Annotated in this window: 22 protein-coding genes; all 22 read right to left on the minus strand. The window is 44.4% G+C overall.

Annotated features, from left to right (window positions below):
• Nucleotides 1-4: 4 nt before the first annotated feature.
• Nucleotides 5-418, minus strand: a complete 414-nt coding sequence (locus EP13_RS18705) for a F0F1 ATP synthase subunit epsilon (RefSeq protein ID WP_044058593.1) — start codon at nt 416-418, stop codon at nt 5-7.
• A gap of 59 nt (nt 419-477) precedes the next feature.
• A complete protein-coding gene (gene atpD / locus EP13_RS18710) occupies nt 478-1,863 on the minus strand; it encodes a F0F1 ATP synthase subunit beta (protein WP_044058594.1) in 1,386 nt (461 codons plus the stop codon).
• A gap of 33 nt (nt 1,864-1,896) precedes the next feature.
• On the minus strand, nt 1,897-2,757 hold the full coding sequence (gene atpG / locus EP13_RS18715; RefSeq protein ID WP_044058595.1) for a F0F1 ATP synthase subunit gamma: 861 nt from the start codon (nt 2,755-2,757) through the stop codon (nt 1,897-1,899).
• A 57-nt stretch (nt 2,758-2,814) separates the two neighbouring features.
• The gene (atpA, locus tag EP13_RS18720) at nt 2,815-4,356 is read right to left on the minus strand and encodes a F0F1 ATP synthase subunit alpha (protein WP_044058596.1); all 1,542 of its coding nucleotides are present in this window, start codon (nt 4,354-4,356) and stop codon (nt 2,815-2,817) included.
• Nucleotides 4,357-4,369: 13 nt separating this feature from the next.
• A complete protein-coding gene (gene atpH, locus EP13_RS18725; protein ID WP_044058597.1) occupies nt 4,370-4,903 on the minus strand; it encodes a F0F1 ATP synthase subunit delta in 534 nt (177 codons plus the stop codon).
• Between the two features lie 14 nt (nt 4,904-4,917).
• Entirely contained in the window at nt 4,918-5,388 is a 471-nt protein-coding gene (atpF, locus tag EP13_RS18730; RefSeq protein WP_014951452.1) for a F0F1 ATP synthase subunit B, read from the minus strand.
• A gap of 45 nt (nt 5,389-5,433) precedes the next feature.
• Nucleotides 5,434-5,655, minus strand: coding sequence for a F0F1 ATP synthase subunit C (atpE, locus tag EP13_RS18735; protein WP_012520222.1), 222 nt, complete (start codon nt 5,653-5,655; stop codon nt 5,434-5,436).
• 104 nt (nt 5,656-5,759) lie between these two features.
• Complete coding sequence (gene atpB / locus EP13_RS18740) at nt 5,760-6,593, minus strand: F0F1 ATP synthase subunit A (RefSeq protein WP_044058598.1); 834 nt, start codon at nt 6,591-6,593, stop codon at nt 5,760-5,762.
• A gap of 71 nt (nt 6,594-6,664) precedes the next feature.
• A complete protein-coding gene (locus EP13_RS18745) occupies nt 6,665-7,060 on the minus strand; it encodes an ATP synthase subunit I (protein WP_044058599.1) in 396 nt (131 codons plus the stop codon).
• 206 nt (nt 7,061-7,266) lie between these two features.
• Nucleotides 7,267-8,145 carry a ParB/RepB/Spo0J family partition protein gene (locus EP13_RS18750; protein WP_044058600.1) on the minus strand — a complete coding sequence of 293 codons (879 nt, stop codon included), beginning with the start codon at nt 8,143-8,145 and terminating at the stop codon, nt 7,267-7,269.
• Between the two features lie 44 nt (nt 8,146-8,189).
• Nucleotides 8,190-8,984 (minus strand): ParA family protein, encoded by a 795-nt coding sequence (locus EP13_RS18755; RefSeq protein ID WP_044058601.1) that lies wholly within the window; start codon nt 8,982-8,984, stop codon nt 8,190-8,192.
• An 11-nt stretch (nt 8,985-8,995) separates the two neighbouring features.
• Nucleotides 8,996-9,631: a 16S rRNA (guanine(527)-N(7))-methyltransferase RsmG gene (rsmG, locus tag EP13_RS18760; RefSeq protein WP_044058602.1), complete on the minus strand. Its 636-nt coding sequence runs from the start codon at nt 9,629-9,631 to the stop codon at nt 8,996-8,998.
• 50 nt (nt 9,632-9,681) lie between these two features.
• Nucleotides 9,682-11,583 carry a tRNA uridine-5-carboxymethylaminomethyl(34) synthesis enzyme MnmG gene (mnmG, locus tag EP13_RS18765; protein WP_044058603.1) on the minus strand — a complete coding sequence of 634 codons (1,902 nt, stop codon included), beginning with the start codon at nt 11,581-11,583 and terminating at the stop codon, nt 9,682-9,684.
• Between the two features lie 663 nt (nt 11,584-12,246).
• Nucleotides 12,247-13,068, minus strand: a complete 822-nt coding sequence (locus tag EP13_RS18770) for an ATP-binding protein (protein WP_044058604.1) — start codon at nt 13,066-13,068, stop codon at nt 12,247-12,249.
• A gap of 4 nt (nt 13,069-13,072) precedes the next feature.
• Nucleotides 13,073-13,744 carry a DnaT-like ssDNA-binding domain-containing protein gene (locus tag EP13_RS18775; protein WP_044058605.1) on the minus strand — a complete coding sequence of 224 codons (672 nt, stop codon included), beginning with the start codon at nt 13,742-13,744 and terminating at the stop codon, nt 13,073-13,075.
• Nucleotides 13,741-14,178, minus strand: coding sequence for an FMN-binding protein MioC (mioC, locus tag EP13_RS18780; protein WP_044058606.1), 438 nt, complete (start codon nt 14,176-14,178; stop codon nt 13,741-13,743). The genes EP13_RS18775 and mioC overlap by 4 nt, the downstream gene beginning before the upstream one ends.
• Before the next feature lie 3 nt (nt 14,179-14,181).
• Nucleotides 14,182-15,570 carry a tRNA uridine-5-carboxymethylaminomethyl(34) synthesis GTPase MnmE gene (mnmE, locus tag EP13_RS18785; RefSeq protein WP_044058607.1) on the minus strand — a complete coding sequence of 463 codons (1,389 nt, stop codon included), beginning with the start codon at nt 15,568-15,570 and terminating at the stop codon, nt 14,182-14,184.
• Nucleotides 15,571-15,573: 3 nt separating this feature from the next.
• Nucleotides 15,574-16,056: a YajQ family cyclic di-GMP-binding protein gene (locus EP13_RS18790; RefSeq protein ID WP_044058608.1), complete on the minus strand. Its 483-nt coding sequence runs from the start codon at nt 16,054-16,056 to the stop codon at nt 15,574-15,576.
• A 65-nt stretch (nt 16,057-16,121) separates the two neighbouring features.
• Nucleotides 16,122-17,783 carry a membrane protein insertase YidC gene (gene yidC / locus EP13_RS18795; protein ID WP_044058609.1) on the minus strand — a complete coding sequence of 554 codons (1,662 nt, stop codon included), beginning with the start codon at nt 17,781-17,783 and terminating at the stop codon, nt 16,122-16,124.
• A 10-nt stretch (nt 17,784-17,793) separates the two neighbouring features.
• On the minus strand, nt 17,794-18,042 hold the full coding sequence (gene yidD, locus EP13_RS18800; RefSeq protein ID WP_081869596.1) for a membrane protein insertion efficiency factor YidD: 249 nt from the start codon (nt 18,040-18,042) through the stop codon (nt 17,794-17,796).
• Nucleotides 18,027-18,386, minus strand: a complete 360-nt coding sequence (gene rnpA / locus EP13_RS19180; protein WP_044449170.1) for a ribonuclease P protein component — start codon at nt 18,384-18,386, stop codon at nt 18,027-18,029. Before rnpA ends, yidD begins: the two co-directional genes overlap by 16 nt.
• A 16-nt stretch (nt 18,387-18,402) precedes the next feature.
• Complete coding sequence (gene rpmH, locus EP13_RS19185; protein ID WP_014290886.1) at nt 18,403-18,537, minus strand: 50S ribosomal protein L34; 135 nt, start codon at nt 18,535-18,537, stop codon at nt 18,403-18,405.
• Between the last annotated feature and the right edge of the window lie 588 nt (nt 18,538-19,125).

The following is a 19,125-nucleotide window of genomic DNA, read 5'->3' on the forward strand; positions in this document are numbered from 1 at the left end:
TTTCTTACTTACGTAACTTCTGAATAAGACGAAGTTGCGCGATAGCTTCTGCCAGCTCATGAGCGGCTTCTGCGTAGTTAAAGTCAGCGCCTGGGTTGGCGATGTGCTCTTCTGCACGTCGTTTGGCTTCTTCTGCTGCCTGCTCGTCAAGATCTTCAGCTCGAACGGCAGTATCAGCTAGAACGGTGACATTACCAGGTTGTACTTCAAGTACACCACCAGCAACGTAAATAACTTCTTCTTCACCGTGCTGTTTAACCAAACGCACCATACCAGGTTTAATAGCAGAGATAAGTGGCGCGTGACCTGGGTGGATACCCAACTCACCTTCGCTACCTGTCACTTGAATCGTTTCAACTAAACCAGAAAAAATTTCTTTTTCGGCGCTTACTACGTCCAAATGTACTGTCATTGCCATGTGAACCTCCTGATTAGGTACGTTAGCATGAATAAGGGCTAGCTACGCTAGCCACTCAATTATGCTTTTTTGGCTTTCTCTAGCGCTTCTTCGATTGAACCAACCATGTAGAAGGCTTGCTCTGGCAGGTGATCGTACTCGCCATCCAGGATACCTTTAAAGCCACTGATAGTGTCTTTAAGCGATACATATTTACCTGGTGAACCGGTGAATACTTCTGCTACGAAGAACGGCTGAGAAAGGAATCGCTGAATTTTACGAGCACGTGAAACCACTTGCTTATCTTCTTCAGACAATTCGTCCATACCTAGGATCGCGATGATGTCTTTCAGCTCTTTATAACGCTGAAGAACAGTCTGCACGCCACGTGCTACGTCGTAGTGCTCTTGACCAATGACTAGTGGGTCTAGCTGACGAGACGTTGAATCTAGTGGGTCTACCGCAGGGTAGATACCAAGAGAGGCGATATCACGAGAAAGTACTACCGTTGCATCTAAGTGAGCAAAGGTTGTCGCAGGAGACGGGTCAGTCAAGTCATCCGCAGGTACGTATACCGCTTGGATTGACGTGATTGAACCTGTCTTTGTTGACGTAATACGTTCTTGAAGTACACCCATCTCTTCTGCAAGCGTAGGCTGATAACCTACCGCAGATGGCATACGACCTAGAAGTGCTGATACTTCAGTACCTGCTAGGGTATAACGATAGATGTTATCGACGAAGAATAGTACGTCACGGCCTTCGTCACGGAACTTCTCAGCCATGGTTAGACCGGTAAGTGCAACACGTAGACGGTTCCCCGGTGGCTCGTTCATCTGACCGTAAACCAACGATACTTTATCAAGTACGTTAGAGTCGTTCATTTCGTGGTAGAAATCGTTACCTTCACGTGTACGCTCACCTACACCGGCGAATACAGAGAAACCACTGTGTTCGATAGCGATGTTACGGATAAGCTCCATCATGTTTACGGTTTTACCAACACCAGCACCACCGAATAGACCTACTTTACCACCCTTAGCGAATGGACAAACCAAGTCGATTACTTTGATACCAGTCTCTAGTAGTTCTACCGAGCTAGACTGTTCTTCGTAGCTAGGCGCTTCACGGTGAATAGACATACGCTCTTCTTCACCAATTGGGCCTGCTTCGTCGATTGGGTTACCCAATACGTCCATGATACGACCAAGTGTCTTCGTACCCACTGGAACCATAATTGGATTACCGGTGTTTTCTACTGCAAGACCACGTTTTAGTCCGTCAGTAGTACCTAGTGCGATGCCACGAACAACACCGCCACCTAATTGCTGTTGCACTTCCAGGGTTAGCCCTGACAAGTCACCTTCGGTAACTCGTAGTGCGTCATAAACTCTTGGTACCGCATCTTGTGGAAACTCAATGTCCACAACGGCGCCAATGATTTGGACGACCTTACCTTGACTCATAATTAGTCCTCGTTATCTCTTTTAAACCTTTGCCTACACCGCTGCGGCACCGCTAACAATCTCACTAATTTCTTGTGTGATTGCAGCTTGACGCGCTTTGTTATATACCAATTGCAACTCATCAATAAGGTTGCCGGCATTGTCGGTTGCTGCCTTCATGGCAACCATTCGCGCAGCTTGTTCTGACGCTGCGTTTTCTACAACACCTTGGTACACCTGAGATTCAATGTAACGTACCATTAATGCTTCCAAAATTTCTTTTGGATCTGGCTCGTAAATGTAATCCCAACGATGTTGATATTCTTCGTCTTCCGACTTTGGCAAAGGCAATAACTGATTGATCACAGGCTTCTGTGTCATGGTGTTAACGAAGTCATTGAATACCAAGAATACTCGGTCAATCTTACCTTCGTCGTACGCTTTAAGCATAACGCGTACAACACCGACTACATCGCTCACAGACGGCTTATCACCCAATCCAGATTCAGCAGCAAGCAAAGTGCCGCCAAAACGGTTGAAGAAAGAGCACGCTTTAGAGCCTAGTGCAGCAAAATCCACCTCTACACCCTGGTCGCGCCATTTCTTCACGTCCTGAGTGACAAGCTTAAATTCGTTGGTGTTCAAGCCACCACATAAGCCTCGGTCAGTGGAAATCACAATGTAACCAACACGCTTGATTTCACGCGCTTCCAAATAAGGATGGCGATATTCAAGGTTACCGTTAGCAATGTGACCAATCACTTTAAGCATATTTTGTGCATATGGACGACCAGAGGCCATGCGTTCCTGCGCCTTTTTCATTTTAGACGCAGCAACCATTTCCATCGCACTGGTAATTTTTTGAGTATTTTTAATACTCCCAATCTTACCTTTTATTTCTTTACCGCTGGCCATGACTATCTCTCCGATTACTCAACGAATGCGCTGGTGGTTAAACACCAGCACCATTGATTACCAAGTTTGTGTCGCTTTAAAACTAGTTAAAGCGTCGTTCAACTTAGAGGCAATCTCGTCGTTGTAGTTACCTGTTTCGTTGATAGTCTTCATAAGGTCAGCATGTTCGCTGTTCATATAAGAGTGAAGCGCCGCTTCAAAATCTAGGATCTTGTTAAGCTCGATACCCTTAAGGAAACCTTTTTCTACCGCGAACAGGGAAACACCCATATCAGCAATTGAAAGTGGCGCATATTGCTTCTGCTTCATTAGCTCTGTTACGCGCTCACCGTGTTCAAGTTGCTCACGAGTTGCATCATCAAGGTCAGAAGCGAACTGCGAGAACGCCGCAAGTTCACGATACTGAGCTAGGGCTAGACGAATACCGCCACCCAACTTCTTGATGATCTTAGTTTGCGCAGCACCACCAACACGAGATACTGAGATACCAGCGTTAACCGCAGGGCGGATACCGGCATTAAACAAGTCAGTTTCTAGGAAGATCTGACCATCAGTAATCGAGATTACGTTAGTAGGTACGAAGGCTGACACGTCGCCCGCTTGCGTTTCAATAATTGGAAGCGCAGTCAGTGAACCCGTTTTACCTTTCACTTCGCCGTCTGTGTAACGCTCAACGTATTGCTCGTTTACACGTGCAGCACGCTCTAGTAGGCGTGAGTGAAGATAGAAAACATCACCAGGGTAAGCTTCACGACCAGGAGGACGCTTAAGTAGTAGTGAGATTTGACGGTAAGCAACAGCTTGCTTAGACAAATCATCATATACGATGAGTGCGTCTTCACCGCGGTCACGGAAGTATTCACCCATAGTACAACCAGAGTAAGGCGCTAAGTATTGAAGCGCAGCAGACTCAGATGCAGATGCTGCAACCACGATAGTGTGGTCTAGGGCACCATGCTCTTCTAGTTTACGTACTACGTTAGCGATAGTAGATGCTTTTTGACCAACCGCAACGTACACACATTTAATGCCTGTACCTTTTTGGTTGATGATTGCATCAACAGCCATTGCTGTCTTACCACACTGGCGGTCGCCGATGATAAGTTCACGCTGACCACGACCCACTGGGATCATGGCGTCAACAGACTTATAACCGGTTTGAATAGGCTGGTCTACCGACTGACGTTCAATTACGCCAGGTGCAATTTTTTCTACTGGTTCGAAACCAGCAGCGTCAATAGCACCTTTGCCGTCGATAGGCTCACCCAGTGTATTTACAACACGTCCTAGAAGTGCGTTACCTACTGGTACTTCAAGAATACGGCCAGTAGATTGTACTTTATCGCCTTCTTTAAGATCCGCGTACGGACCCATTACAACCGCACCTACTGAGTCGCGCTCAAGGTTTAGTGCAATTGCGTAACGGCTTCCAGGAAGCTCTATCATTTCACCTTGCATTACATCGGCAAGGCCATGAATGCGGATAATACCGTCAGTAACTGCGACGATAGTACCTTCATTGCGTGCTTCACTGCTTACATTGAACTGTTCAATTCTTTTCTTGATCAGTTCAGCAATTTCAGTGGAATTAAGTTGCATGCTCTTATCCCCGTTATGCTTGCAACGCGTCTGCGAGACGGTTCAATTTCGACTTTACGGAACCATCAATAACTGTATCACCGGCGTTTATTACCATTCCAGCGATCAGGGCAGGGTCCACGTTACAATTAAGCTTCACTTTACGTGCCAAACGTTTCTCCAACGACGCAATCAAGTCTGATTGTTGTGCGTCGGTCAGCGTAGATGCTGACGTTACGTCTACGTCAATTTCTTTATCGTACTCTGCTTTAAAGGCATCGAACATTGTTGAAATTTCCGGTAACGCGGCTAAACGTTTATTCTCAGCCAGCACCTTAATTAGGTTTTGACCATGTTCATCGAGTTGCTCACCGCACACATTATTAAAAATGTCGGCAAGTGTGTCTGCAGCAACAGCACCCGTTAGTAACGCGTGCATTTCGTCGTTTGCAGCAACAGCGCCTGCGAAGGTTAGCATTTCTTGCCATTTCGCTACGACGCCTTTCTCAATGGCGAAATCGAAAGCAGCTTTAGCGTAAGGACGAGCAACGGTTGTCAATTCAGACATGGCTCATCTCCCCTTTAAAGCTCTGCGACAAGTTTTTCAACAATGTCGTTTTGCGCGTTAGCATCGATTTCACGTTGTAAGATTTGTTGTGCACCAGCTACTGCCAGGGCAGATACCTGCTTGCGCAAATCTTCTTTGGCACGATTGCGTTCTGCTTCAATTTCGGCATAACCAGACGCGATAATTTTCTCGCGTTCTGCGTGACCTTTCTGCGTTTCTTCGTCAACCAATTGGTTGGCGCGCTTTTTGGCCTGCTCGATAATTTCAGCTGCTTGCGCTTTCGCATCTTTCAATTGCTCAGTGGCTTTCGCTTGAGCAAGTTCTAGGTCTTTCTCTGCGCGTTCAGAAGCTTCTAGCCCATCGGCTATTTTCTTTTGACGCTCTTCAATCGCTGCCATCAGCGGTGGCCATACATATTTCATGCAGAACACCACGAACACAGCGAAGGCGATTAATTGACCAATAAAAGTGGCGTTAAAATTCACTATCGCCCCTCCTCTTAAAGTTCGCTAAAAAAGTGTTTAGTAATATTAGGCACCAACAGCGAACAATAGGTATAGAGCGATACCAACACCGATCATCGCGATGGCGTCGATAAGACCCGCTACGATGAACATCTTAACTTGTAGTTGAGGTGCTAGTTCAGGTTGACGAGCAGCAGATTCTAGGAATTTGCCACCTAGTAGACCGAAACCAATAGCGGTACCTAGGGCACCAAGACCGATCAGTAGTGCAACAGCGATGTATAACATGTACGTCTCCGATTTAAGTTAAATTTAAAGTTAATGTTAAAAGTAAAACTCGGTTATCAACCGTGCTGACATTTCCAGGTGATATCAACACGGGTCAATGCTTATTAATGGTCTTCGCAAGCCAAGCTTAAGTACACGATGGTTAGCATCATGAAAATAAACGCCTGTAGCGGAAGTACCAGAATATGGAACACAGCCCACATAAAGTGCAGTGGAAGCTGGAAGTAACCAATGGTAGCTATCAAGATAAAGATTAGCTCACTGGCGTACAGGTTACCGAACAAACGCAGTGCTAATGAAAGCGGACGTGCAAGTAAGGTAACGGTTTCCAGAATGAAGTTCACTGGAATGAAAATAGGGTGGCCGAAAGGCTGCATGGTAAGTTCTTTAGCAAAACCACCAATCCCTTTCATTTTGATTGAATAGAAAAGAATAAGGATAAACACGCCGGCCGCCAGAGCGAACGTTAGGTTAAGGTCCGTTGTTGGTACGGCCTTATTGTATACGTCGTGTGGATCCATACCGAAGGCGGCTTGACCGATAAGGCCAGATACCCAAGGGATTAAATCAACCGGCACTAAGTCCATTAAGTTCATAAGCAACACCCATACGAAGATGGTCAGTGCTAATGGTGCAATCAGGGTGCTTTTACCGTGGAATGTGCTTTTCACGTTATCGTCAACGAACTCCACCACCAATTCAACAAACGCCTGCATTTTACCAGGTACGCCTGTAGTGGCTTTTGAAGCTACGCTTCTAAAAATAACGAGGAACAAGATGCCAAGGCCGATAGACCAGGCTAGTGTGTCGACATGCCATGCCCAAAAACCAGCATCAGAACACGCTTTGTTAAACGCGATTCCGTTGTCAGTTGAGCACATAGTGGCATTGGTCAAGTGGTGCTTGATATATTCTGAGGTAGTGTATTCAGATGCCATTGTTTAACCTAAGTTGTAAAGTGTAAAAATTGGTGACTGGTTCCAGTGCATATTCACAGCAAGACACATTGTTAGTTTTCATTATTTTTAGTGCCGTAATGGAACATGGCCAGTCCATGACTGGCGGTTGTAACGACATAGGCCAAAAATACTTCTATCGGCGCGGCATTTAAGCCTGCAAATGTCACTACAAATAAAATGATTGTCAGTGCCAGTTTCATTTTAGAACCCTGGCTAAAACTTTTTGCTACCAGTGCATTCTTTCTTGCACCCGAATAACGAAACGCGAACCACGAAAATACGCTTGTTGGCAGTATGCTAATAAGTGCACCTGCCGCCGCCGACATTGCCGAGTGACGGTTGAACATCACCGCAACAATCACAACGAGACAGACAGCAGTAATAACCTGAACAATAAAGCCTCTTCTGGCTAACGCTTTACCTTGTCCAGCTAGTGTAATATTCACTTTTCTCCGCTGCGTGTTCACGACTAACAAAAAGCGTCAGAAGTATACTGTTTTATCGGCAATTTTCAACAGTACATCGCATTTTGAAAGTTATTCTGAAAATATTCTATTGCTATAACCGGAAAGGAGACTATCCAAAGAGATGGTCTATTTACCGAGGGTTCGCGAAAAGGGCGCACATATAGCCTTACGCCATTAAAGTTAACCTATTGTATTTTAGATAAAATTCCATCTAATTGCTGCAAATCACTAAAGCTAATGACTAGCTTACCTTTTCCTTTTGCATTGTGGTCGATAGTCACAGGTGCGCCTAAATTTTCTGAAAGTCGCGTCATAAGTTTTTGAACATCGGGATCAGTTTGCTTTTCTTGTTTAGGTTTTGCCGGCTCAAGCAACTTTTTTACTAACTTTTCAGTATCTCTAACGGTTAACCCTTTTCCTGATACCACGTGGGCAGCTTCCGATTGGGACTCTCCATCAAGTGCTAACAACGCACGTGCATGTCCCATTTCAATATCACCATGTTCAACTAACAACTTAACGTCGTCATTTAGGTTATTTAAACGTAGAAGATTAGTGACCGTAGTGCGAGATTTTCCTACCGCTTCTGCCACTTCTTGATGGGTAAGCGCAAATTCGTTCATCAATCGGTCAAGGGCTTGCGCCTCTTCCATAGCGTTTAGATCTTCCCGTTGAATATTTTCAATTAACGCAATGGCAACCGCCGCCTCATCTGGCACGTCTTTAACTAAACAGGGAACTTCATCAAGTTGCGCCAATTGAGACGCACGCCAGCGACGTTCACCGGCAATGATTTCATAGCGATTTTGATCAATTTTTCTTACCACTATGGGCTGAATCACCCCTTGTGCACGAATGGATGACGCTAATTCCTCGAGGGCCTCGGGTGACATGTCTTTACGAGGCTGGTATTTACCCGGCACCAAAAATTCGATGGGAATTTTGCTTAATTCGCTTTGCGTGGCTTCAACCGACGCCGACTCCCTATCTTTTTGCGACGATGATTGGCTGGTAGCTAGTAGTGCGTCCAAACCACGGCCTAGCCCTCTTTTACGTGCTGACATAGTCCCCTCAATGGCATCTTTCGATGCGTTCAGCTTATTATGATTTAACTTGCTTTCGCTTGCGCTGGCGCTAATTTGTCTCGGCGGCGTAGAATTTCACCAGCCAGTGCTAAATAGGCTTTAGCCCCCGTGGAAGATTTATCGTAATACATGGCCGGTGTGCCGAAACTCGGCGCTTCGGCTAAACGTACATTTCTAGGAATAACCGTTCGATATACCTGCTCACCAAAGTGACGTTTTAACTGTTCTGAAACGTCATTTGCCAGCCGATTTCGCGGGTCGTACATAGTACGCAATACGCCTTCAATCTTCAATTCAGGATTCACCACCGATGCTAATTTTTGAATGGTATCCATTAGGGCAGTTAACCCTTCTAATGCATAGTATTCACATTGCATGGGTACCATCACTGAATCTGCCGCGGCCAAGGCGTTTACCGTTAACTGATTTAACGACGGCGGGCAATCAATAAAAATGAAATCGTAATAGTCCATCACAGGTTTAAGTGAGTTGCGTAAACGCACTTCTCGGGCAAACATTTCCATCAACTTGATTTCAGCCGCCGTGACATCACCATTTGCGGCAATTAAATCATATTTGCCAGAGGTATTTTTTACGATGACTTCATCAATGGGTTTATCTTCGATGAGAAGTTCAAAAGCGGTAGCGTCAACCTCGTACTTATCTACACCACTACCCATGGTAGCATTGCCTTGGGGATCTAAATCGATAAGCAGTACTTTGCGCTTTGTTGCTGCCATTGAAGCAGCAACGTTGACGGCAGTGGTTGTTTTTCCCACTCCACCTTTTTGATTCGCGATTGCGATTACCTTAGCCAAAATGAATCCTGTTATGCTTTTTTAATCCAAACCAGATGTCTTTCGCCCACCAAATTCGGCACAGTGAGATTTTCCGTTCTAATCACCTGGTAGTGATTACTCACTTCTTCAATTTCATCTTGCGGATATTGCCCTTTGAGTGCCAAAAATAGCCCTTCTGAATCTACCAGATGTTCGCACCAGTGCAACATATCTTTTAGAGAAGCAAACGCGCGACTAAGCACAATATCGTAAGGTTTTATTGGTTGGTGCGCTTCAACACGACTCTGAAGAGGCGTGACATTTTGCAATTTAAGCGAATGTGCGCATTGTGTCATAAAGCGTACCCGTTTACCTAAACTATCAAGCAAGGTAAATTGTTTTTCTGGAAACGCGATAGCGAGGGGCATACCCGGTAAGCCTGGACCCGTTCCTACATCAATAATATTCGATTCAGGCAAATGGGGCATAATGGCTAACGAATCTAGAATATGTTTCACCATCATCTGTTTGGGGCATCTTACCGAAGTAAGGTTGTACGCTTTGTTCCATTTATCCATCAACAGCACATATTCAACGAGTTGTGCTTGTTGATGACTATCGATATCTAATGCAAGGGCCTCAATACCCGAGGCCAATATTTCGTGTAATTCTTGCTTTAAGCTCATTAAGTTGGCTCTTATTGTAGACGGTAAGCCGTGGTAAGCGAGTGAATACCTTACGCGCTGATCTTATCTTGTTTTCTTAGCATGCCATGCTTTTTCAAATAAACTAGTAGCAACGAGATAGCAGCCGGCGTGATGCCCGATATACGGGAGGCCTTGCCAATAGTTTCAGGGCGCGCTTCGGTTAATTTTGCTACCACTTCGTTTGACAGCCCAGATATTTTACCAAAATCCAGATCAATTGGCAGTAGGGTGTTTTCATGGCGTTGCGTTTTGGCAATCTCATCCATCTGTCGAGCAATATAACCTGCATACTTAATTTGAATTTCGACCTGCTCAGCAGCAATAGGATCGCTTAACCCCGGACCCACACTTTCAATTTCCATCAACTGGCGATAGGTCATTTCTGGTCGACGAATAAGTTCTTCAAGAGAGTGTTCACGACTGACAGGATTTTTCAGTTTTGTGTTTAATTCAGGTGTAGCCGTGTGATCGGGATGGATCCATTGACCACGTAAACGTTGAAGTTCGCTTTCGACGGCGTCCATTTTTTGATTAAACTTAGCCCAACGATCATCATCAACCAACCCTATTTCGCGACCGAGGGCCGTTAATCGGCTATCTGCGTTATCTTCACGAAGCAGTAAGCGATATTCAGCACGACTGGTGAACATGCGATAGGGCTCTTTTGTTCCCATAGTGGCAAGGTCGTCAATAAGCACACCCATGTACGCCTGATCACGACGCAAAATTAATGGATCTTTTTGTTGTACTTGCAATGCCGCATTAGCGCCAGCCACTAAACCTTGCGCGCCAGCTTCTTCATAGCCAGTGGTTCCATTGATTTGGCCAGCAAAGAACAACCCTTTGATGAACTTCGTTTCTAAGGTTTGCTTGAGGTCTCGAGGGTCGAAAAAGTCATATTCTATAGCGTAGCCAGGACGGACAATATGGGCATTTTCAAAACCTTTGATTGACCGAACTAAATTAACTTGAACGTCAAACGGTAAGCTGGTTGAAATTCCATTAGGATAAACTTCGATGCTGTTTAATCCTTCTGGCTCGACAAATATTTGATGCGAGTTTTTATCCGCAAAACGGGTAATTTTGTCTTCAATACTTGGGCAATAACGTGGCCCAATACCTTCAATAACCCCAGTAAACATGGGAGAGCGATCTAAACCACCACGAATAATATCATGGGTTTTTTCATTGGTGTGGGTGATGTAGCAAGGAATTTGCGTAGGATGCATTTCCCTGTTACCCATGAACGAAAATACAGGTGTAGGGTTATCACCCGGCTGAGGCTGCATTTGCGTAAAATCAAGAGAGCGCGCATCTAAACGGGGAGGGGTACCTGTTTTCAAGCGATCAACCCTAAAGGGTAATGCGCGAAGGCGATCTGCCAGAGCAATGGAAGGAGGATCGCCTGCACGGCCTCCTCGGTAGTTTTCTAACCCAATGTGTATGGTGCCTCCAAGAAAGGTACCAACAGTCAGTACAACGCTCTTGGCTTTGAATTTTAAGCCCATTTGGGTGACTACACCCGTTACCTGATCGTTTTCAACAATGAGATCGTCAACACTTTGTTGAAACAAGGTTAGGTTTTCTTGGCTTTCTACTATTTTTCTGATCGCTTGGCGATATAGGGTTCTGTCAGCTTGTGCACGAGTCGCTCTAACTGCAGGTCCTTTACTCGAATTCAGCGTCCTAAATTGAATACCACCTTCATCAATCGCTAACGCCATGGCACCGCCAAGGGCATCAATTTCTTTAACCAAATGGCCTTTACCAATACCACCAATTGCAGGGTTGCAAGACATTTGGCCAATGGTCTCAATATTATGGGTTAACAGCAAGGTACGTGAACCCATACGTGCGGCAGCAAGTGCTGCTTCTGTGCCAGCATGACCACCACCTACTACGATGACATCAAAGGCTTGGGTGTAAAACATGTAAAACCTCACAGTTAACCAAAATTGAAAAACGATATTTTTTTCAGCAATACCTGAAAAAAGGGCGCGTATTTTATCTGACTTATTGCCTAAAGAAAATGGTTAAATTTTCTTCAATGGGTTTATTTATTTAGGCTCGATCGATTTTAATGATCTTAAGATCTCTTTTAGATCTGTTTATTTTTACTTTTATTAGGATCACCAAGATCTGTGGGTAAGCCATTAAAGCATTTTTAGATCATGATGTTACACGATCAATAACCTTGGGAAACACAGATCCATAACCCCCTCTTTATACTGTGCATAAACCCCCTATTTATCCACAATTGATTTTGTGGATAAAGTTATGCATTTCACGATCAAAGCTTATACACAGTGGTTTGTAGGATCCTATCCACAGGGCTGATCAAGATGTGATCGTTCTGGGGATAAAATGTTTGTTCTTTTCACTGTTGGATCTTATGATCGAGTAAATATAAGGGGTATAGCGCGATCATCTTGTGGAGGAGATCTTTCCACAATTCTAGTTCTGATCTCGTGATCACTACAATGTGATCAGGTTTAAATTCCAAATAATGATGTGATTATTTTAGTTAATAATAAAAAAGACCCGAGATTAGGGTCTTTTTAGTCGTATTTATTGATTTATTATAACTATTATAATCATCTAACTTGATTAGGTTGATACCTCGGCGTCACATTTTGCGCTTCTGCTTCGTCTTGGATCAAGCCTTCACGTCTGCTTGGGCCCTGAAATCGCACTTTATAGGTGTCATATTCTTTGATCGATTCAAAACAATAACGGCCTAATGCGCTTTCGAGATCGGCTAAACTGTGATTTGTGATGATGATACAGTTCTTTTTATTTACCAAACGCTGGCGTAATAGGTTGCCTAACCAACTTTGGGTGTTCTTTTTAAGTACGGTTTCATTCACGCATACTTCATCGAGGATAAGTAAATCTACCTCTAATAGTTCTTGGTTTGCTTCTCTAAATTTCTGACCTACATTGTCTGTGGCACTGAAATCGTAAGAGAAATAGCGCATTTCCAACAACGTAGATAGCTGCCTGTAAAGCACTGATATTTCGTATTGTTCGATGAGTTGATGGGCAATTGCGCCAGCGATATGCGACTTTCCTCGGCCATAATCACCATAAAATAACATCATGTGTGAACCACTTTGACGCCAAGCAGGATCATCATGTGCCGCTATAAACGATTGGGCAATAGAAACGGCTTCTATCACGTCGTCGCTGTCTTCTACTAGATTCGCAAACGTCCACTTAGGGTTAAGATCTGAACGTCCGTGAATGGCTTGTACACGGGCTTTTTTACTGCGTTGCTGTAGTTGAGAAACCTCTTGATTCGCTTGCGTTTCGTAATGCTTTCGTAAGGTCTTATAGTCAATGTATTCGCCGTTGGGATCCACCGGCTTATTCAATGCTTTTGCTAAATTGGCAATTTTATCTGTAATGCGATCCATAAGCTCAACTCTTCTTTGTTGATGTGGCGTATTTTTCTACCAGCTTTCTTGCATTATCATCCGCTTCTATGCCTGGCGCAACTTTCACTTGTTGGCTGCCTATTTTTCGAGTGGGCTCATAGCCAGAAGCGACTCGTTTTCGTTTCATGGTATAGGCAAACTTTTGTGTCCATTGAAACTCACTAAATAGTGCGTTGGGACGCCCTAACCAGTAGGCGATAAACTCGCCTACATCTTCTTCATTATACTCAGCATCAATAATACCTATTAACCCTGCCATTTCTTCAAACAAGGCCAAATTAGGTTTCCATGAGGGTGACATGACGTAGTGAGATTTGTGTAAAGTATCAAAACTGTCATTGGATACGGTTAAAAGCGGTAAGAGGAGAGATTTACCGTTAATTGAGTGAGCTAAGTCTATTTCGCTGGGAAGTGCCACAAGTCCGGCTTGCTCTAGTTGCTTTAGCAAGCTATTGATTTGACGACCCCGCTGATATGGTTGTTCTTTATTATCCCCATTTAGCAATGCTAATAACGGTTTGTAATCAATAGGCGCTGTGGCTGTTGTGGCTAAGTTGGCCGTGGGGCGTAATCCCAAGAAGTAGAGGACTCGCGCATCGTTTGCAAGGGGCGACGATAGGGCAGCGAGTTCTGCTTGGGTTAAGCCATTGCTCATGCGACGTCCACATTTGATTCAAACCAATGCACGGCTTCATCTTCAGGGATAGGGTGCTCTAGGACGTCAATATGCAAAGGGGCGGTAAGCAGTGTTGCGCCTGCATTGACTAACTTGGTTTCAATTTCTTTGGCACCGTAACAGAAGGTATCGTAGCTGGTATCGCCAAGGCCAATTATGACCACCTGGGTGCCGGGTAAATCCGCCGTGTTTAATGCTTTCGCGAACCCCTGAATATTGTCTGGTAGTTCTCCCGCACCATGTGTAGAAGTGCATACCACCCATGTGGCTTGTTGATTAATATCTTCAAGTTTGGGTTCTGTATGAATTGTGGTGGTGGCACCTTTTTCAGATAACGAGGCTGCAATGGCATCTGCCACATATTCAGCGGCACCTAACATAGTGCCAACAATTATTTCGTAGTGTTTAGTCATTGTTTATTTACCGATACAAAATGACGAAAAAATCTTACCTAGAAGGTCATCCGAGGTGAATTCGCCGGTAATTTCGCACAAGGCTTGATGAGCAAGCCTTAGTTCTTCCGCCAATAATTCCCCGGCCATGGCATCATTAAGCTGTTGATGGCCGGTGACCACATATTCATAGGCCTGTGCTAACGCATCGATATGACGTCGACGTGCGATAAACTGGCCTTCTGTGGTGGTGTCAAACCCCATGGTATTAGCCAAATGGGTTTTCAACGTTTCCACACCGTCGCCTTGTTTAGCTGACAAATTTATCACCGACACGTCGCCGTGGGCAGTGGTTACGGTAGTTAGCCCCACATTAAGGGTGCTTAAATCAGCTTTATTTCGGATCACGGTAACCGGCATACCTTGTGGTAGTTTGGCCATGAACTCTGGCCATATATCATAAGGATCGCTGCTAGAGGTAGTGGTGGAATCGATAACGAATAACACATGGTCAGCGTCTTTTATTGCTTGCCATGCCCGTTCAATACCTATTTGCTCTACTTTGTCAGGACTTTCTCGTAGGCCTGCGGTATCAATAATATGAAGGGGCATCCCTTGAATGTGAATATGTTCTTTTAAAACATCCCGTGTGGTACCTGCAATATCAGTCACTATGGCGCTATCTTTCCCTGCAAGCGCGTTTAATAAGCTAGATTTTCCGGCGTTTGGACGACCTGCAATCACCACCTGCATGCCTTCTCTTAACAGGCTACCTTGTTTCGCTTCTGCACTGACTTTTTTCAAGCTTTCCAAAATAGCATCTAAGTCACCCGCTACTTTCCCATCAGAAAGAAAATCAATTTCTTCTTCAGGGAAATCAATGGCAGCTTCAACATACATACGTAAATGGACAATTTGGTTAGATAGATGATTGATTTGCTGAGAAAACTCACCTTGTAATGAACGTAATGCACTGCGCGCTGCCTGTTGTGAACTGGCATCTATAAGGTCGGCAATGGCTTCAGCTTGTGCTAAGTCTAATTTGTCGTTTAAAAATGCTTGTTCACTAAATTCTCCGGGCTTTGCGAGTCGGGCTTTCCCTGTGGCGAGAATGGCGTCAAGCAACATGTCCATTACCACTTGTCCGCCATGGCCTTGCAGTTCTAGTACGTCTTCACCTGTAAATGAATTCGGCCCTTTAAAGAACAGAGCAATACCCTGATCTATCACATGCCCTTCTGCGTCCTCAAAGCGTGTGTAAGTGGCTAACCTAGGTGTTAAGGGTACTGGCACGAGTGCTTGGGCGATAACCTGAGCCTGAGGCCCTGAAACGCGAACAATACCCACACCACCACGACCGGGAGCTGTTGCCTGGGCAATGATGGTATCGGTTGATAGGGTGAGGTTTTCCATTAATTAATCACGAAAGTTTTTGTATTGAAACGGTTGTCCTAAATCAGACGATTTAACTAAGCTAATGACTTGCTGCAAATCGTCACGCTTTTTCCCTGTAATTCTTAGTTCATCACCTTGGATAGCGGTTTGAACTTTGAGTTTCGCATCTTTCACTAATTTTACAATTTTCTTCGCCATTGGCTGTTCAATGCCTTCTTTAAACGCAATGGTTTGGCGATAGGTTTTACCATGAGCATCATAGGGCTTCACGTCAATGGCTGAGGTATCTACGCCTCGTTTAGCACAGGCGTTCCTAAACATGCTTTCCATTTGCTGAAGCTGAAATTCGGCTTCAGCTTTCATGACGACGGTTTTTTCTTTGTATTCAAAGCTAGCTTCAACACCACGAAAGTCAAAACGCGTAGATAGCTCTCTACTGGCGTTTTCGGTGGCGTTTCTCACTTCTTCCATATTAATTTCTGACACGATATCAAATGAAGGCATTTAACTTTTCCTCTTTAGACAAAACAGCCCGCAAGGGCGGGCTGTTTTTTAGTATTGCTAATAGCTTATTTGCTACTTATTCCCCGCTTCTCCATAGAAGCATATATCATTTTGGCTTGCACCAAGGTTATTACGTTACTGACTAGCCAGTAAAGTACTAATCCCGCTGGGAACCACAAGAAGAACACACTCATTGCTACCGGCATAAATTGCATTATTTTTTGCTGCATAGGGTCGGTAATGGTGGTCGGCTGTAGCTTCTGTAGTAGGTACATACTCAAACCGGTCAGGATAGGCAGTACGAAGTACGGGTCTTTCACTGACAAATCGGTAATCCATAATACAAAATCAGCGTGTCGTAATTCTACACTTTCCATCAGCACCCAATAAAGTGCTAGGAAAATAGGCATCTGTAGAAGCAGCGGTAAACAGCCACCCATAGGGTTAACTTTTTCTTTGCGATACAACTCCATCATGGCTTGTGACATTTTTTGTCTATCATCGCCAAAACGATCTTTTAGCTGCTGCATTTTAGGGGCTAGGTTACGCATGCGAGCCATCGACTCGTATTGTTTCTTGGTAAGCCAGTACATGGCACCTTTAACAATAACGGTAATCAGAATAATGGCCATACCCCAGTTATTCACTAAACTGTGTAGGAACGTCAGTAGTGCGAAAAGTGACTGTGAAATCCACCACAAAATACCATAGTCAACGGTAAGGTCTAAACCACGGGCGAGTTCAGCTAAGCTCTCTTGATCTTTCGGGCCCATGTACAGCTTCATACCGATAGTTTTGGTTTCGCCTGCAGCAATACTGTCGGCAGGGGGGAGTACGCCAATAACCGCATAACGGTCAGCTTGATTGCGAGAATACAACGTATTCACTTCGTCCTGTGAAGGTACCCATGCTGACACAAAGTAGTGTTCTAACATACCTACCCAACCCGCTGGCGTCGTCTCTTTTAAATCGTCATCGGCAATTTTGTCAAAAGAGTATTTGCTGTATTTGTCGTCTTCCGTTGAGTAGGCGGCACCACGATAAGTGGGCATAAACATGTTGCCATCGTCTTCAGCATCAATAACCTGCTTTAACTGACCATATTGTTGAACGTTAGCTGTCGTGCCAGTTTGGTTATTTATTGTATAGCTGACATCTACGTCGTAATGATTCTTCGTGAACGTGAAGGTTTTTGTTACGGTTAGACCATCATTGTTTTTCCATGTTAATGGAACTTCAAGGGTGTCACCTTTCATCTCGTAGAATGCAGATTGCGCACTGTAGACAGGACGGCCGCTAGCGCTTCCATCTGGACCCTGTGGGCCAGTTAATCCGCTTTGGGCGACGTAAAGGCCATTACCAGAACGCAATAAGCTGTATGGTTCTTCTGAACCTTGTTCAACGGGGAATTTCACCAGGTCAGCACTAACGACATCACCGCCGAGTAAATCTATGCGAAGATCGAGGGTATCAGTTTTTACTTCGATAATACGGTTGGTATTGGCAGCCTGATTACTTGGCACAGCAGCTGGTACGCTATTGCCCGTGGGTACATCTTGTTGCGACTGAGTGTCATCAAAAGAAGGTACGCCTTGAGAAACAGGCGTGGTTTGCTGAGCTTCAATAGGTTGTACAGGCTGTGGGCCATAATCTTCTTGCCATTGTTGCCAAAGCATAAAGCTGACAAACGCCAAGCCAATTATCAGAAAACTACGTTGCGATTCCATATAGGTCTCTTTATTTTGAGTGTTTATCTTGTTGTTTTTCCGGTACTGGATCGTATCCACCGGCATGCAAAGGGTGGCATTTTAATATGCGTTTAATAGATAACCAACCGCCTTTTACCAATCCGTGTGTTTTTAATGCTTCGATAGCATACCATGAACATGATGGATGAAAGCGACATCGTTGCCCCAACACGGGTGAGATAAACCACTGGTACAGTTTTATCAGCACCAGAGGTAACGCAATTAAGATGCGTTGCAGCGCTTGGTTAATCTTTTCCATAGCTTATCCAAATTCGCATATACTTCCTGATTGCTGAGTTTGTCAGCGCCGGTTTTGCCAATTACGATGATGTCCACATTGGGTAAATCATGTTGCTTGTGACGAAAACTTTCGCGTATAAGGCGTTTCAACCTGTTTCGGTCGTGGGCTTTGCGAATGCGTTTTTTGGCTAGTGTTATGCCTAAACGTGGATTGTTACGGGAATTGGTTCTAGCTAGGATAGTAAAAGAAGGGGATACTGCTGGAATTGCGTTATCAAACACATAGGTAAAGTGGGTGGGAGTTAACAGACGTAACTCCCTCGAAAAATGATTCTCGCCCACTTTAGCGTCTTTCTAATTAAGCTGAAAGACGAGCGCGGCCTTTTGCACGGCGAGCTGCTAGTACTTTACGACCATTTTTGGTCGCCATACGTGCACGAAAACCGTGAGAACGCTTACGCTTCAAATTGCTCGGTTGAAATGTTCTTTTCATGACCAAAGTCTCACTTATATTTAGTTAAACATAGGCGTTTTTGGCATGCACGTTTCTCTGTTACCAGAGTCATGTGGTGTTCATCACCAGAAAAGCCCATCGAAAAAGGACGCTGAATTCTAGAGATCTCGGGGGCTGCTGTCAATGGATAATCCACTTTTTCCGTAGAAAATGTGAACAAACCGGGTAGAAATTTTTATCGCTTGTATATTTCGACATCTTAGCATTGTGAATAACGCACCTAAAGAGGGTACTTTATCCACAATTTGTTCATTTCGATATGTGAGAATTGCGATGATTTGCAGAGATCAAGCCTTTATTACCCCCATGTTAATACTGTTTAATGCTAAATTAATGAGAAAACAGAATATAAATAAAGTTGTTATAAATCATAAGCATGTCTTTTTGATCTCAAAGATCGATCGAGATCGGGATTTACTTTTTGTTGATAAAATAAGATAATCCACAGCGATTAAAACATATAATTAAACTTCTTGCTGCTACCCGACACAATTTCCACCGTTCTTATTAAGGTGCGCATTTCGGTGCCTTGTTTTCTATGTTGTGGGTTTCCTAGCGAGTCACGGG

It is taken from the genome of Alteromonas australica, assembly GCF_000730385.1.
In the GTDB taxonomy this organism is placed as follows: Bacteria; Pseudomonadota; Gammaproteobacteria; order Enterobacterales; family Alteromonadaceae; genus Alteromonas; species Alteromonas australica.